This is a genomic window from Ruegeria faecimaris, from assembly GCF_900182615.1.
Lineage (GTDB): Bacteria > Pseudomonadota > Alphaproteobacteria > Rhodobacterales > Rhodobacteraceae > Ruegeria > Ruegeria faecimaris.
The window spans coordinates 71,339-86,793 of record NZ_FXTE01000008.1; the positions used below are offsets into that span (position 1 = coordinate 71,339).

At 57.3% G+C, this 15,455-nt stretch carries 16 protein-coding genes; 10 read left to right on the forward strand and 6 right to left on the reverse strand.

What is annotated here, in order from left to right; all coding sequences use genetic code 11:
* The first annotated feature begins 18 nt into the window (after window positions 1-18).
* From argF to FN806_RS13685, 4 genes are all read left to right on the forward strand, one after another.
* Window positions 19-945, forward strand: a complete 927-nt coding sequence (gene argF / locus FN806_RS13670) for an ornithine carbamoyltransferase (RefSeq protein WP_142638070.1) — start codon at window positions 19-21, stop codon at window positions 943-945.
* A gap of 57 nt (window positions 946-1,002) precedes the next feature.
* Window positions 1,003-1,344: a 5-carboxymethyl-2-hydroxymuconate Delta-isomerase gene (locus FN806_RS13675; RefSeq protein WP_142638071.1), complete on the forward strand. Its 342-nt coding sequence runs from the start codon at window positions 1,003-1,005 to the stop codon at window positions 1,342-1,344.
* 309 nt (window positions 1,345-1,653) lie between these two features.
* Entirely contained in the window at window positions 1,654-2,616 is a 963-nt protein-coding gene (locus tag FN806_RS13680) for a pirin family protein (protein WP_142638074.1), read from the forward strand.
* A 67-nt stretch (window positions 2,617-2,683) separates the two neighbouring features.
* Complete coding sequence (locus tag FN806_RS13685; RefSeq protein WP_142638076.1) at window positions 2,684-3,649, forward strand: 2-dehydropantoate 2-reductase; 966 nt, start codon at window positions 2,684-2,686, stop codon at window positions 3,647-3,649.
* A gap of 4 nt (window positions 3,650-3,653) precedes the next feature.
* Here the strand turns inward: FN806_RS13685 and FN806_RS13690 are convergent, their stop codons facing one another.
* From FN806_RS13690 to hrpB, 3 genes are all read right to left on the reverse strand, one after another.
* Entirely contained in the window at window positions 3,654-5,132 is a 1,479-nt protein-coding gene (locus tag FN806_RS13690; RefSeq protein WP_142638078.1) for an inorganic phosphate transporter, read from the reverse strand.
* Between the two features lie 93 nt (window positions 5,133-5,225).
* On the reverse strand, window positions 5,226-5,684 hold the full coding sequence (locus FN806_RS13695; protein ID WP_142638080.1) for an NUDIX hydrolase: 459 nt from the start codon (window positions 5,682-5,684) through the stop codon (window positions 5,226-5,228).
* Between the two features lie 139 nt (window positions 5,685-5,823).
* Window positions 5,824-8,256: an ATP-dependent helicase HrpB gene (hrpB, locus tag FN806_RS13700; protein WP_142638082.1), complete on the reverse strand. Its 2,433-nt coding sequence runs from the start codon at window positions 8,254-8,256 to the stop codon at window positions 5,824-5,826.
* A 153-nt stretch (window positions 8,257-8,409) separates the two neighbouring features.
* Between hrpB and meaB the strand changes: the two genes are divergently transcribed.
* The 5 genes from meaB to FN806_RS13725 all read left to right on the forward strand — a co-directional run bounded on the left by meaB (window position 8,410) and on the right by FN806_RS13725 (window position 12,398).
* Window positions 8,410-9,387: a methylmalonyl Co-A mutase-associated GTPase MeaB gene (meaB, locus tag FN806_RS13705; RefSeq protein WP_142638208.1), complete on the forward strand. Its 978-nt coding sequence runs from the start codon at window positions 8,410-8,412 to the stop codon at window positions 9,385-9,387.
* 149 nt (window positions 9,388-9,536) lie between these two features.
* Entirely contained in the window at window positions 9,537-10,676 is a 1,140-nt protein-coding gene (locus FN806_RS13710) for a Hint domain-containing protein (protein WP_142638084.1), read from the forward strand.
* Between the two features lie 169 nt (window positions 10,677-10,845).
* A complete protein-coding gene (gene rpmB / locus FN806_RS13715) occupies window positions 10,846-11,133 on the forward strand; it encodes a 50S ribosomal protein L28 (protein ID WP_142638086.1) in 288 nt (95 codons plus the stop codon).
* A gap of 407 nt (window positions 11,134-11,540) precedes the next feature.
* On the forward strand, window positions 11,541-11,891 hold the full coding sequence (locus FN806_RS13720) for a hypothetical protein (RefSeq protein ID WP_142638088.1): 351 nt from the start codon (window positions 11,541-11,543) through the stop codon (window positions 11,889-11,891).
* Window positions 11,892-11,933: 42 nt separating this feature from the next.
* Window positions 11,934-12,398: a copper chaperone PCu(A)C gene (locus tag FN806_RS13725; RefSeq protein ID WP_142638090.1), complete on the forward strand. Its 465-nt coding sequence runs from the start codon at window positions 11,934-11,936 to the stop codon at window positions 12,396-12,398.
* Window positions 12,399-12,479: 81 nt separating this feature from the next.
* On the opposite strand, the gene FN806_RS13730 is transcribed toward FN806_RS13725, so the two are convergent.
* Window positions 12,480-13,088: an HdeD family acid-resistance protein gene (locus FN806_RS13730; protein ID WP_142638092.1), complete on the reverse strand. Its 609-nt coding sequence runs from the start codon at window positions 13,086-13,088 to the stop codon at window positions 12,480-12,482.
* Window positions 13,089-13,142: 54 nt separating this feature from the next.
* Window positions 13,143-13,838: an NAD-dependent deacylase gene (locus FN806_RS13735; protein WP_142638094.1), complete on the reverse strand. Its 696-nt coding sequence runs from the start codon at window positions 13,836-13,838 to the stop codon at window positions 13,143-13,145.
* A gap of 28 nt (window positions 13,839-13,866) precedes the next feature.
* Between FN806_RS13735 and FN806_RS13740 the strand changes: the two genes are divergently transcribed.
* Window positions 13,867-14,310, forward strand: coding sequence for a low molecular weight protein-tyrosine-phosphatase (locus FN806_RS13740; RefSeq protein ID WP_142638096.1), 444 nt, complete (start codon window positions 13,867-13,869; stop codon window positions 14,308-14,310).
* 67 nt (window positions 14,311-14,377) lie between these two features.
* Here FN806_RS13740 and FN806_RS13745 read toward each other — a convergent pair whose 3' ends face one another.
* Window positions 14,378-15,304: a DMT family transporter gene (locus FN806_RS13745; protein WP_142638098.1), complete on the reverse strand. Its 927-nt coding sequence runs from the start codon at window positions 15,302-15,304 to the stop codon at window positions 14,378-14,380.
* Window positions 15,305-15,455: the final 151 nt, after the last annotated feature.

A 15,455-nucleotide genomic window follows, 5' to 3' on the forward strand; every position in this document is an offset into this window, starting at 1 on the left:
TTAGAAAAGCGAAACGACATGAAGCACTTCCTCGACATTCACAAAACCAATGAAGCCGCTTTGCGGGGCATGATCGACCAGGCTGCTGCCATGAAGCAGGCGCGTCTGGGGCAGCCAAAGGCGGCACCGGATGACGAATTGGCACTCAAAGACCGCATGGTCGCCCTGATCTTTGAAAAACCGTCAACCCGGACGCGCGTGTCCTTTGATGTGGGCGTGCGCCAGATGGGTGGTCAGACGATGGTCCTTTCGGGCAAGGACATGCAGTTGGGCCACGGCGAAACCATCGCTGACACCGCCCGCGTGCTGTCGCGCTATGTCGATATGATCATGATCCGGACATTTGACGAAACCATCCTAACCGAAATGGCGGAATACTCGGACGTGCCGGTGATCAACGGCCTGACCGATCGCACCCATCCTTGCCAAATCATGGCCGATGTTCTGACGTTCGAAGAGCACCGAGGCCCGATCGCTGGGAAGAAAGTCGTTTGGACTGGCGATGGAAACAATGTGTGTGCCTCGTTCCTTCACGCGGCGGGCCAGTTCGGGTTTGATCTGACTTTTACGGGCCCGGCGCAATTCGACCCCGAAGAGGATTTCATGGGTTTTGCCCGTCAAAAAGGGTCCAAGATTGTTGTGGAACGGGACCCCTACAAGGCTGTAGATGGGGCCGATCTAGTTGTCGCCGATACCTGGGTTTCGATGCACGACTCTCAATCCGCGAAAGAACGGCGCCATAACCTGCTGCGTCCTTATCAGGTAAACGCCGAATTGATGGCCCATGCCAAACCCGATGCGCTGTTCATGCATTGCCTTCCTGCGCACCGCGAAGAAGAAGCGACATCCGATGTCATGGATGGGCCGAACTCGGTCATTTTTGACGAGGCCGAGAACCGACTGCACGCCCAGAAGGCCGTTATGCGTTGGTGTCTGGGTGTCTGAACACATGAAAATGGCAAGAGAGAGCCGCGTGCTCTCTCATGATTTCCGGAGTGCACAATGCCCCATTTAGTCCTCGAATTCTCTCAGGGCCTTGAAGAGAAACATGATTTCCATGCGGTCTGCGAGAAGTTGTTTGCGGTGCTTTCTGAACATGCTGAGTTTGATGCACCGGCCCTTAAGATCCGTGCCAATCCGGTCACCTATTTTCGGATCGGGACCGAACCGCAGACCTTTGTCCATGCGACGCTTTTATTGATGCAGGGCCGGGATGAGGCCACGCGAGCTGAACTGAACGCTACCGTTTTGGATGTTCTGACTGTTGCCATGCCCGAGGTTGGCAGCATCACGGTGCAAGAGGTCGAACTGAACCGTGCGTCTTATGCCAAACGCCTGGCGTGATTGTGTTTGGCAATTTGTCTATCTGAAGCACGGCGACTGACACATTCTTTGGCCGCAAGCAACATTCCTTTGCAGGGCAGCAAAAATGCCCTGCATTCCCCGTCAAACAGGTGATCGGATAGCGAGCTGTTTGGATGGTTCTTTTCTCAGGTGGAACTTCTGTTAGAATTATTATGTAATAACATTAATGATATGTCATAACGGACAAAAATCCACCGGAGTTGTGCAATTTTTGAGGTTTCTTTCAGGTGCAGCGGCCTGCATCTTGCAGGGGCGAACCGTTGCCTGCCGAAAAAGGGAGAAACTGGAATGAGCTGGAACCCGTCTCACAACCCCGATCGTTTGACTGAGAACCCGTCTTTAGAGGCACTGATCATTCCTCGTGCACGTGATCTGGGTGGGTTCGAGGTGCGCCGCGCGCTACCCTCGGTCAAACGACAGCTTGTTGGCCCGTTCATTTTCTTTGACCAGGTCGGTCCTGCAGAATTCATCACAGAAGGCGGTATAGACGTTCGGCCACACCCTCATATCGGGTTGGGCACGGTCACCTACCTGTATAAAGGGGAATTTGAGCATCGTGATAGCTTGGGCACCCATCAGATGATCTATCCCGGTGAGGTCAACTGGATGATTGCAGGACGTGGCGTGACCCATTCTGAACGCACCAGCAAGGAAACGCGCAGCAAAAGACACAGTCTTTTTGGCATTCAGACCTGGATCGCGCTGCCAGAGGAACAGGAAGATATTGCACCGGACTTCGAACATCATAAACAATCTGCGCTGCCCCATATTCAGGATGCTGGGATCAGCGCTCGTCTCATCCTTGGCTCGGCTTATGGTGAAAGCAGCCCGGTCACGACACTGTCTGAAACCTTCTATCTGGACGTGCAGCTTGCCCCCGGGGCCTCTTTTCCTTTGCCTGATGATCAAGAAGACCGCGGTGTTTATGTGACGGAAGGAACGGTTGAGATCGCCGGCGATCAGTTCACCCAAGGTCGTATGATGGTGTTTCGGCCAAGGGATCGCCTTTCCGTTCAGGCAGGGCCGCAGGGTGCGCGGCTAATGTTGCTTGGAGGTGCGACGTTGAACGAGGATCGTTATATCTGGTGGAACTTCGTGTCGTCCTCAAAGGAAAAGATAGAAGCAGCCACCCGCGAATGGAAAACGGCGGACTGGGCCAAAGGGGCTTTTCAACTGCCTCCGGGGGACGATCAAGACTTCATCCCGATTTCAGAAGACCTTGAACGCACCCGTCCGAGGCGCGCGCGCTGACCTCGCGTCAGTTGGCCTTGTCTGACAGGCGGATCGCGGCAATCTTTGACCGAAGGGGAGGGGCGTCATGAGGATCGCAATCGCGGGGGCGGGCAGCATTGGATGTTACTGCGGGGCTTTGCTGGCCCGATCCGGTCACGATGTCACCCTGTTGGGGCGGGCACGAATCCTCGACCCGATCCGGGATAAGGGGCTGATGGTCACAGATTTTTCAGGCCTGCGGTGTCATGTGACCAACCTGTCCCTGACCGAAGATCCGGCGGAACTGAGTGATGCTGAAATAGTCATTGTCACGGTAAAGACCGGCGCGACGGAAGAGATGGCGAAGCAAATCGGAAAATATGCACCAAAGGCTGTGATCCTTTCCTGGCAGAACGGGTTGGAAAATGCAGGCACCTTACATACGATGCTTCCGCACCACGATGTCCGCGCCGGTATGGTGCCGTTCAACGTCGTACCGACAGATACCGGCGGATTTCATCGCGCGACTTCTGGTGAAATCGTTATCCAATCCGGCCTCGGCGATTTGGGAGCAAAGCTGACTGGCCCCGACCTACCGGTGTCAGAGAGTGACCAGATCGAAGCCGTCCAATGGGGCAAGCTGGTGATCAATCTCAATAACGCGCTGAATGCGCTGTCCGGGTTGTCGTTGAAACAGCAGTTGCTGGACCGCAACTGGCGCCAACTGATGGCAGATCAGATGTCCGAGGCTCTGACCGTGTTGCGATCCGCAGGACAACCGATTGTGTCAATGACGCCGCTGCCCGCATGGATGACACCGTATATCCTGCGTCTGCCTACGCCTTTGTTTTCGCGGGTCGCATCCCGGATGCTGATCATTGACCCTTCGGCGCGCACCTCTATGGCCTATGACCTGATGGCAGGGCGCCCAACGGAAATCGACAGTCTGCAAGGCGAGATCATCCGTTTGGGCGAGCAGCAAGGCATTGCGACCCCAATCTGCGCGCAGGTTCGCGAAAAGATTGCACAGAACCCAAAATCCCCGCTTACTCCCGAGCAAATCCGAAGCTGATGGGTTAGAGAAAAGCCGTCAGTGTCCAGAAGATAGCGGCTGATAACACTGCGGTAGCGGGGACCGTTATGATCCAGGCAGCCACGATCGTCATGAAATGCGAGCGACGGACGAGTTTCCGGCGTTTTTTCTCTTCCTGTGCCTGGCGCCGTTCGGGCAGGCGTTGGTGGTTCGCGTTCTTTCTGCGCCGCTCGGCATGCCATTCGCGATAGAAGCCCACTCCGAAGACCGCTCCCACTGCGATATGGGTGGAACTGACGGGCAGGCCCAGCCAACTGGCCAGGATCACAGTGATCGCCGCAGAAAGGGCGACACAGAATGCGCGCATTGGGTTGAGCTTGGTGATCTGACTGCCGACCATCCTGATCAATTTTGGGCCAAACAGGAACAGCCCAAAGGAAATTCCCAGCGCTCCGATCACCATAACCCAGGTTGGAATTGCGACTTGTGCAGCGAAATCCCCGAATTGCGCCGTATGCACGATTGCCGCCAACGGACCAACCGCATTTGCCACGTCATTGGCGCCGTGGGCAAAGCTAAGAAATGTTGCTGAGATAATAAGTGGTAGCCCAAACAGCGTTTTCAGAGACTTCGTTCTGTTTTCAAGTCCTTCTGATCTGCGATGCACCCAAGGGACTGTCACCAGCCATGTCAGAAATCCTGTGGCCAGACCGAACAGCAAAGCGACTTCAAGCTCAACTTTGACAAGCTTGTTCAGGCCTTTGACGGCCAAATAGGTGGTAAAGGCACCAGCCATGACAGCAACGAGTATCGGCACCCAACGGCGGGCAGCGGCGATCTTGTCGTCTTGATACTGAATTTTGGCATTGATCAAAGCCAGAAAGCCAGCGGCAATAATTCCACCTAACACAGGAGAGATGATCCAACTGGCGGCAATGGCGCTCATCGTGGTCCAACTGACCGCGCTTAGGCCAGCTGCCGCGATGCCCGCCCCCATGACGCCCCCTACCACCGAATGTGTGGTCGAAACAGGCGCGCCGACCCAGGTGGCCAAGTTGACCCACATGGCTGAAGAAATCAGAGCCGCCATCATCGCCCAGATAAAGACGGTGCTGTCGTGAACCGATGCCGGGTCTATAATCCCTTTCGAAATCGTCGACACTACATCCCCACCTGCCAGCAAGGCCCCCGCGCTTTCTGCGATGGCGGCGATGACGATTGCGCCGGTCATGGTCAGCGCGTTGGCCCCGACAGCGGGGCCCATGTTATTGGCAACGTCATTTGCGCCGATATTGATGGCCATATAGGCCCCAAAACCCGCTGCCGCGACAACGATCAACCCGCCATCAGCCCGCCCAAAAACCACTGCGGCCGTCAGCCCGGCCAGCGCAATAAAGGCGAAGGCGATACCCGGCGCCAGCATGGGGCGTGCCACATGGGCATTGGCATACTCAACGCGCGAGATGCGCGCCAGATCGCTGTCCAGCGATTGCCAACGGGGTTTGGAGCTTGGGTTCGACATCAGGCTATTGCGGGCGGCTTCCAAAAGAACACCCGCGGCTATACGGTTTCGCTCAGACGAGCAACCGTGGCGTCATCACTTTTTGTGGAGGTGTCACAGCTGCAGCAGCAAAGCGCGCAGTTCGGGTTCCTGAACACGTTTGGCCGCTATCACGGGCGAAACCCACTCGCGGGTCCTTTCCTCGGCCTCGGGGTAGATATCGGCCAGTTCCTGCACTTCGATCCGATAGACATTGGTCACCACAGTCTGGCTGGCCCCGTCTTTCAGGATCTTGTCATAAGTATATTGCCCAACAGGGTCTTTGGATAGGGATTGGGCGCGCACGCCGGCTTCTTCCCAGGCCTCTTGCCGGGCAGCCTCGGCGCCGTCCAGGCCATCAATCGGCCAACCTTTGGGGATGATCCAGCGTCCGGTGTCCCGGCTGGTGATCAAAAGAACCTGCAGCCCGTCCTGTGTTTCGCGGGTGCACAAGGCGCCAAACTGCACCCGATGGGGGCGCAGGAACAGAGGCCGGGCGACCTCTTCCCAAATATTTCGCAGCCATTTTGTCATGTTTGTCGTTCTCGAACCCGGGTTTTACCTGAGCAGCCCACATAGCAATGAAACAGATAATCTTCAATGAACGCCCGGAATCACCATGCTTTCCGCATCTTCATGCCAAGAATTCTCGACGAAAATTCCCGACGCCCGCCTAATTACGACGTTTTGCGCGCAAGGTGGGGTCGGCCTTGGTCGGATCTTCGGGCCAAGGGTGTCTGGGATATTGCGCGCGCATGTCTTTGCGCACATCCGCGTATGATCCAGCCCAGAAACCGGGCAGGTCGCGCGTGATCTGGATGGGTCGTTGGGCCGGTGAAAGAAGCGTGATCTTGAGGGCCTCACCGCCAATGACCGGATGGCGCGTTACGCCAAACAGTTCCTGCAGCCGCACCGAGATTTCCGGTACTGCACCGCCATAATCTATCGGCACCTTTCGCCCCAGAGGAGTTTCAAACGACCCTGGAGCGCGCCGGTCCAGTTCCTGCGTCTGGGCCCAGTCCAGTCGGGCGCGCAACGCTGGCAACAGGTCGAACCGTTTCCAGTCTTCAGCATTGCGGACGCCGGAAAGCATCGGCAACAGCCAGTCTTGCAGCGTGTCGGTCAACCCCTCGATCGAGAAATCAGGCAGCTCTGCGCCTTCGGTCCGGACCAGTTCCACCCGTGCCGCCAATCGCGCAGCGGCCCCGTTCAATCGCAGGCCAAGATCACGGACGCCATCCAGCATCGCCAATGCAACTGCTTCGTCCGGAACCTCTTTCCAAACACGATCACTCAACGTGATTGCGCCGAGCCGTTCTTGTTTGCGCGCAACGACACGGCGGTCACGTTTTGACCAGTCGCAGACCTCGATCCAGGTGATCTGATCCTCGAACAAGTCACGAATTTCCTTTTCCGAGATCTGTGCGGCCATGCGCACCTTTGCTTCGCGGGGGTTGCCATCGGTATCGGTCACAACCAGGTAAGGCGCGGCAGCCAGCGTATCGCTGCCATCCAGCACAACACCCTTCCCTCCTGACAACACATAACGCGGCTCATCCCCTTTGCGCCGTTGTCCAATGCGATCGGGATAGGCGAGTGCAGCTGTTGCCGCTGGGCTGAAGTCGGACAGGTTGCCTTTGCTTTGCAGCCGCTTGGTCTCGGTTTTTATCCGTTCTAACGCACCAATGTTGACCTGCCAGACACGGTTGCGTTGAAAGGCGCGCATATCTCGCATGGCTTCGAGCCTAAGCAACATATCCACCGGCGCACCCCGTAAGGGATCGCGCTCGGCCATGAGAGCGGCCAAAGGTGCGGCGGCGGGGCCGACCTGTTCCAGCATATGTCCCAATCGCGGGTGCAGAGGTAGCGCCGCTAGTGACCGCCCGTGGTCGGTGATCCGTCCCTTCCCATCCAGCGCGCCCAGCATCATCAGCAACGTGCGTGCCTCTGTCATCGTGCCCTCTGGTGGAGGGGTCAGGAAAGACAGTTCTTTGGGGTCCGCCCCCCAAAGTGCCAGTTCCAGCGCCAGCCCGGTCAGGTCGGTTGCCTCGATCTCGGCCGGGGGATAGGCGGCCAGCGCGCCTTCTTCGCCCTTCGACCATAAGCGATAGCACTTGCCTTCGGCGACACGACCAGCGCGGCCAGCGCGCTGCGTTGCCTCGGCGCGCGTCACCCGCTCGGTTACTAGTCTGGACATACCCGAACCCGGATCGAAACGCGCCCGCCGAGCCTGTCCCATGTCCAAGACCACGCGAATGTCTGGAATGGTCAACGAGGTTTCGGCAATGGACGTAGCCAAAACCACTTTGCGACCGGTTTCGACCGGTGCAATCGCTTGGCGCTGGGCAGCGAAAGGCATCGCGCCGAATAGTGGTCGCACCGTAGCTTTGCTGGATAGCCGGCCAGCCAAGGCGGCCTCTGCCCGGCGGATTTCGCCTTCTCCGGGCAGGAACACCAACATCCCACCTTCTGTATCGCGCTCGGCCTGAACCACAAGATCGACCAATGCGTCCAGCTTTCGCGCCCGTTGTCCTAGCGGTCGGTCCAGCCAACGTGTTTCGACCGGGTAGCTGCGCCCTTGGGACGTCACAACGGGGGCCTCCATCAACCGCCCCACGGGTTCAGCGTCCAGCGTTGCCGACATTGCCAGCAGGATCAGATCGTCCCGCAATGCCCCGGCGACCTCAAGGCACAAGGCCAGGCCGAGATCCGCGTTCAGGGACCGTTCATGGAATTCATCGAAAATCACCGCACTAATGCCGGGCAGATCGGGTTTGACTTGCAGCATCCGGGTCAGGATACCTTCGGTGACGACCTCGATCCGGGTCGATTTCGATACCTTCGCCTCGCCCCGCACGCGATAACCAACTGTGTCGCCCATGCGCTGTCCCAGCGTATCGGCCATGCGCTCAGCAGCAGCCCGGGCCGCCAAGCGGCGGGGTTCCAGCATCACGATCTTGCCATCGCATAGCCCCGCCTCGAGTATCGCCAGCGGCACTCGTGTTGTTTTCCCCGCGCCCGGAGGCGCCTGCAGCACTGCGCGGCCCGAAGCCTTTAGGGCGGCAAGAAGGTCAGGAATGGCGTCGTCGATGGGCAGGCGTATCATGCGGGCTTTATCCGCCAACGGTACGACAAGGTCCAGTTCCGTCTCTTATACCCGGAGAGCGCATATCCCAGAGGTAAATTCTTGTGCGCTCTGGTCTGGACAAACCCCTCATTGGGACGGCAACTAGAACTGCCGCAACTGATTGGGGGCGAAATGGAACTGGACAGCCTGAGTGACAGGATTTTGAACGGAGACCGGCGCGCGCTGGCCCGTGGTATCACGCTGGTGGAAAGCGGTCGCGCCGATCATCGTGCGCAGGCGACGGAACTGCTGACCAGATTGACCAAAGAGGGCCGCCAGGCCCTGCGGATCGGATTGTCAGGAACGCCCGGCGTCGGCAAGTCCACGTTCATCGAAAGCTTTGGCATGATGCTGACAGGGCAGGGGCTGCGCGTTGCGGTTCTTGCAGTTGATCCCAGTTCGACTCGGTCGGGCGGGTCCATTCTGGGGGACAAGACCCGGATGGAACGCCTGAGCCGCGAGAAAAACGCCTTTATCCGTCCATCACCCAGCCAGTCGCACCTGGGCGGTGTTGCCCGCCGCACACGTGAGGCCATCGCTTTATGTGAGGCCGCTGGGTTCGATGTTGTTTTGATCGAAACGGTTGGTGTCGGGCAATCGGAGACGGTTGTCTCCGAGTTGTCGGATCTGTTTATGCTGTTGCTTGCCCCGGCGGGCGGTGACGAACTGCAGGGCGTCAAGCGCGGTATCATGGAAATGGCCGACATGATCTTGGTCAACAAGGCGGATGGTGACCTGAAATCTGCTGCCACTCGCACCTGCGCCGATTATTCCGGGGCGCTGCGTCTGTTGCGTAAACGCCCCCAGGACCCGGAAGGGTTTCCCAAAGCGATGACTGTCTCAGCGGTCGAGGAACATGGGCTGGCTCAAGCCTGGGAGGAGATGCAGTCCCTCAGTAAATGGCGCCGTGAAAATGGCCACTGGGAGGTCAACCGCGCCACGCAAGCACAATATTGGTTCGAACAAGAGGTTCGGTCTGCCCTTCTGGCGCGTCTGGCGACTCCACAAGCGCGCTCGGAAATGGAGCGTCTGGGCTCGCAGGTCAGCACTGGTCAGCTCAGTCCGTCGGTTGCGGCGGAACATATGTTGTCTGCTTTAGTCGCTGGCTAAGGCCTTATTCAAGCCTTTGATCTCATTCTCTTTCTGATTTCGGATCGGTGGGTTATCGCCCATAGGTTGCAAGTTGATCCAAACTTGATGCAAACTCAGGTTAAGGCCGCGCATCTGTCGCCAGGCCGGATATGCGGGAACCGTCAGCTATGCCCGATATTACTGGGACCAACGGCAACGACGATATCGACGTTAACAATGACACGGGGACCCTGAACGGTTCACCGGCTGGAACTCCGATTGATAATATCCGCGGCCGGGGTGGCGACGACGACGTCGACATCAATAACAGCACGATTACCGGGAATGTCATCGGCAATGCCGGCTCCGACACGATCACCGTCACCAGCAGCACCATTGGTGGCAGGATTGCCAGCGGGTCGGATGACGACACTGTCGATATCAGTGGCTCGAGTGTTGGAAACATCCGGCTGGGGAGCGGCAACGATACCCTGAATTTCACCAGCACCAGCGTCAGTGGTGATTTGCGGGGTGGCGGCGGGACCGACACGTTGAACTTACCTGTGGGTACCGTCATCACCGATACCAATTTTGGCGTCATTAACGTCGTAGATGGCGTAGGCTATACCCTGTCCAGCGGGACATTCACCCTACCATCCGGTATCACGGTCACATATTCTGCCTTTGAGAACGGAAGTGGCGTTCCTTGTTTTACCCGTGACACGCACATCCTGACGCAGGACGGCATGAAAGCAATCCAAGCGCTACGGATCGGGGACATGGTCCCGACCATGGGGTGCGACCCTCAGCCTATACGCTGGATCGGTCGTCGACAGTTTGACCGCGCCGCCTTGCTGGTAAATCCCAGGCTCTTGCCGGTACGAATCCTTGCAGGTGCGCTGGGCGAGGGTTTGCCGCATCGCGATCTTCTGGTCTCACGCCAGCACAGGATGCTGGTGCAGTCCAGAATCGCGGAACGCATGTTCGGCACCACCGAAGTTCTGATTCCGGCGATCAAACTGACCTCACTGCCGGGAATCTATATCGATGAGGCCGTGCAATCGGTTGAGTATTTTCACCTGCTATTTGATCGCCATCATGTCATCTTTGCCGAAGATGCCCCAACCGAAAGCCTGTTCACCGGAGTCGAGGCCCTGAAATCCCTCGGATCGGAGGCGCGGCAAGAAATTTTCGAAATCTTTCCGGAACTGATCGAAAATCATGGTGAAAACCCGGCCCGGTTCATACCATGTGGACGCCAACAGTCCCACCTGATCCAGCGGCATTTGAAGAACAACAAACCCTTGCTTCAACGCAATGGCGCCTAGGTCTTATAGAGTTTAAGATGGGTGCAAAGATTTCGCACGGCCCGTCTTGACCCTTCCTGTGATTCCCACTAAACGCATCCAACCAGTTTTCGGGCGCGACTTCGGGTTGCGCCCCTTGTGATTTGGCCACGGGTCCTGTACCCAGCCCGCAGATACAAAGGAAGAAACCATGTCGCGCCGTTGCGAACTGACCGGAAAAGGCCCGATGACTGGCAACAATGTCAGCCACGCCAAAAACAGAACTCGTCGTCGTTTTCTGCCCAACCTGAACGACGTAACCCTGCAGTCGGAAACCCTGGGTCGTGGCGTCAAGCTGCGTATCTCGGCCGCTGCCCTGCGTTCAGTTGACCACCGTGGTGGTCTGGATGCGTTCCTGGCCAAAGCCAAGGATGACGAGCTGTCCACCAACGCACTGAAAGTGAAAAAAGAAATCGCCAAGGCTCAAGCTGCGGTCTAAACGTTCTTTTTCATCAAAGATTTCGACCCTGTACCCGAACGGTGCAGGGTCTTTTCTTTTGTCTGATTGAGTTTAGACGATTTCGCCGTCAGAGCGTGATCTTGTTCACATACAGTGTTCTGATGTTTGAATATGTTTGTTCATATTCTATTGGCGGAGTTCGATCTCATGTCTTTCAAATCCTTTGATTCCCTCTCCCTGTTGGCGGCCTTTTTTGGCAAGACGTTTGGGACATGTGTGCGGATGCAGCGTCAGGTGAACAGGTTGCATACTAGCCTGACCAAAGGGTCTGTCAAACGTCCTGGATTGGACAACTGACCTCGTACTGACCAAAATGACCCGAGGGCTTCTGGCGCATTCGATTGTGCTTGAAGCCCTTTTTGTCTCGGGCGTATACCGAAGGCAGGATGAAACACTTTCGGAACAGATTTCTATCATTTGCCCTGTCGCTGCTGGTCATTCTGACCGGTCAAGGGGTGGCTGCGTCGCGTGGCGTTGATACCGCAGTCGGGCAGATGGTGCTGTGTACTGGTGTTGGTCCTGTTGTGATCTATATGGATGCCGAGGGGCAACCGGCAAAGCCCCCGCATTTCTGCCCCGACTATGCGCTGACGTTGCTGGGTGCTATTGCTGTCGTTTCACATGTGCTGCCCGATGCACCAAGTTATGCCGGGCCATTTTTAGAGCGCGGCGACAGGAGCCTAATAGCAGCGCCCGTTCCGTTTCAGCCCGCCCGCGCGCCACCTGCAAGAGCCTGATTAAATTTAACTTTTTCAGACACTTGACATAGGAGAGGCGCAATGTCCCTCACTTCCAAACTTTTGGCAACCCTGGCTGCGGCCGCATTTGCCACCACTGCAATGGCGCAGGAAACCATCACACTAGAAGATGCCTATGCGCGCTCCGCCGGCAAAACGGCGAAAGCGGGCGCGGCCTTTATGGTGATTCAGAACACGGGCGAGGCGGATGACCGTCTTGTTCGTGCGGAATCGGAGGCGGCTGCACGGGTTGAGCTGCACACGCATCTGATCGATGCCAACGGCGTGGCGCAGATGACCCATGTCGAAGAGGGGTTCGTCATCCCTGCCGGTGGTGCGCATGCGCTCAAGCGTGGGGGCGATCACGTGATGTTCATGGGATTGGTTGCTCCGTTTGAACATGGTGCAACTGTGCCTGTGACGCTGGTTTTTGAAAAAGCCGGTGAGGTTGAGATCGACGTGCCGGTTGATCTGGAACGAAAAGACATGGGCGCCCACTCGAACTAAGGTCACGTCAACCTTCAAGCCGCTATGCGGCCGTCATCCACGCGTCAGGCCGGGCTTTGCCCGGCCTGTTTGCCTATCGCTTCAACGGTTAACAACCCGCATCGAAACGCGGTCATGCGCCCGTTTGAAGCGCACTGCCAGAAAGAACATCACGGCGGCGAAAGCCAGAGCGGAAAAGGCAATGGCCCACCCCAGTGCGACCATGCCACTGCCGGGCCAGAACAACAGCACCAACCCAATGATCAGCGCAATGATCCCCGAGTTTCGCACCGTCACGGCATCCGGGTTGTTGCTGGGTATCTGCCGCCATGCCAGCAACGAACCGATGCCGACGATCAGCGCCCAAGCACCCAGCAGGAAAAACGTCAGCCGCGCAACACCCTCGGGCCAGATCAACAGGACAAGTCCGATCAACAGTGCCCCGATGCCGACGCCGCCGATCAATCCGCGCCGTCCAAAGCCCAGTAGGGTCAGGCCGCCATCTAGAACCAAAAGCAGGCCGACCAGTCGCAACAGCAAAGAGATACTGCCCGTTGGCCAAAACAGCGCGGCGATCCCCAATGCTCCGGCCAGACATCCGCGCAACAGGAAGGTCCACCACAGATTTGCCAGTTGGTCGCCAAATGTATCGCGGCCCTCCATACTGGAATCGTCCAGGATTTCTTCGCGCGTGTGGTGGGGGTCGGTCATGGGAGCCTCTTATTTCGATTGTCGTATCAATAATTTTGGTGCCGGTCTGGCGGGCTAAGATTCGCGCAGCAGCTTTTGAACCCAGCGTGGCACGGTTTCGGATGCAGGGCCAAGTATCACCTGATCGAAACTCGAGGCGCCGGATGACGGATCTAGGTTCAACTCGACGGTTCGTGCGCCTGACATTGTCGCCTCGTGCACAAATGCTGCGGCGGGGTAGACCTGACCCGAGGTGCCGATTGAAGTGAAGATTGCAGCATTGGCCAGGTGATCGTAGATCAGGTCCATAAAATAGGGCATCTCACCGAACCATACAACATCGGGTCGGGCGGTTGGGCCACCGCAGGCGGGGCAGGGTTCACCCACCGACATCTCGGGCGGGGCGACCCAGCGGTGATCGCAGGTGGTGCATAAGGCCCCAGCGAGGGTGCCGTGCATATGGATCACATTCTCGGATCCTGCGGCTTCGTGGAGGCCGTCGACATTCTGGGTCACGATGATAACCTCGCCGGGCCAGTTGCGTTGCAGATGGGTCAGCGCGATATGGGCCGGATTGGGTTGCGCCTGTGCAGCCTGCACACGGCGCGCGTTGTAGAACTTGTGCACCACCGCCGGATTGCGGGCAAAGCCTTCGGGCGTGGCGACATCCTCGATCCTGTGCTGCGCCCACAGACCTCCTTCGTCGCGGAATGTGCCCAGCCCGCTTTCGGCGGAAATCCCGGCACCGGTCAGAATGACGATCTTTTCCATTTCCGCCTCACGCGTTACACCCGGTTGTATGACACACCGTATCCTTTTCGTCTGTTTGGGCAATATCTGCCGGTCTCCGGCCGCCGAAGGTGCCTTTCGCGCCCGTGCGCCGCATCATGCCACCGACAGCGCCGGAACCTCTGGCTGGCACATCGGAGACCCGCCTTATGGCCCAATGCAGCAGGCTGCTCATGCCCGTAGTATCGACATCAGCGATCTGCGCGCGCGCAAATTCGTGGCCGAAGATTTTGACCGCTTTGATCTGATCATCGGAATGGATGCAGAGAACCTTACCAATATCGAAAACTTGCGTCCCCGTGGCAACAAAACTCCGGTTCGCTTGCTGACTGATTTCGCTACTGAGACAGGCGCGGATCATGTGCCCGATCCGTATTACACCCGTGATTTCGAGGGCACGCTGGATTTGATCGAAAAGGCCGTCGCAGGTCTTGACGCACATCTGAGGGCTTAGTTGTAGATGCTTTGATGTCTTCGACATTCAGGTGTAAAATCAATCGACGCCTGCATCGGGACCAAGCTCACCTGTTTGGTTCTTTCGCAATCACAGTGGATAAGGTGCGTGTCGTCCGGCTTCTGGTGATTGCAATCGCACCCAAAACCAAAGCGCAGGCTACGGCCTGTGGTGTTGTGATTGCTTCGCCAAAGGCAAGAAAGCCCACAGCAAACATCGTCGGCAATTCAATGCTGCCGACGACCGCAGTTTGAGAAGCGCCGATCAACGGCGAGCAGATCGTATAAATGAGCTGTGGCACAAGCGCTGTGACCAGGCCAATTCCGACGATCAAAATCCAGTCGGAATGCCCCTGCGGGAGCAACTTGGCAACATCGGCGTTCAACATCAGCGGCAACAGCCCGAGAACCGATCCCAAGGAAACCGAAGCAATGCGCGCAAGCGGTGCGATGCGGGACAACCTGTGAACCAAGACACATATTCCGAAGCCGAACCCGATTGGGGCTGCTAGCGACATCAGAAGCGTTGGTATGTGCTGTATAGGAACGGATGCGGGCGATCCTGCAATGAGTGCCGCCAACGTAATGAGGCCCGAGGCGAACAATGCGCGCCTTGTGGGAGTATCGGCGAACAAAGCCCAGGCAATGATCAGCGTGAAAACCGGATAGGTCATATAGAGAACGCCCACAGTCGATGCGGGTAATGTCTCCAGCGCCGTCACATATCCAATCCATCCAAGGCCCATTACCGCGCCTGCCGAAAGCCCCCAAGCAATCTCGCGCCAAGCGTTTCGGTGTATAATAAGAACAGGCAGCAGCAGAATTGCCGTAACGATGTAGCGATAGAACGCGACGGCATAAGGCGCGACGCCTTGCTCGGTCAGCCCTCGGCTAAAAAAGGGAACCAACCCGAAACAAATTGAGGCGAAAAGAACGCCCGCAACCGCAAGCGGATAGGGAATAGTTGATCTCGTCTGTGTTGATATCGTTGCCATTCCAATTTGCTATCACAGGTTTGCGATTGCTGTAGCAGAGATTCGTCGAGCGGTTGCTTCGGTTCGCAAAGCTAACCCTAGTTCAGTTCTGTATGAAGATGGTGGCAGAAACACACGGCGCGTTGGTAATTATGCTTCCAATATCTGCGGT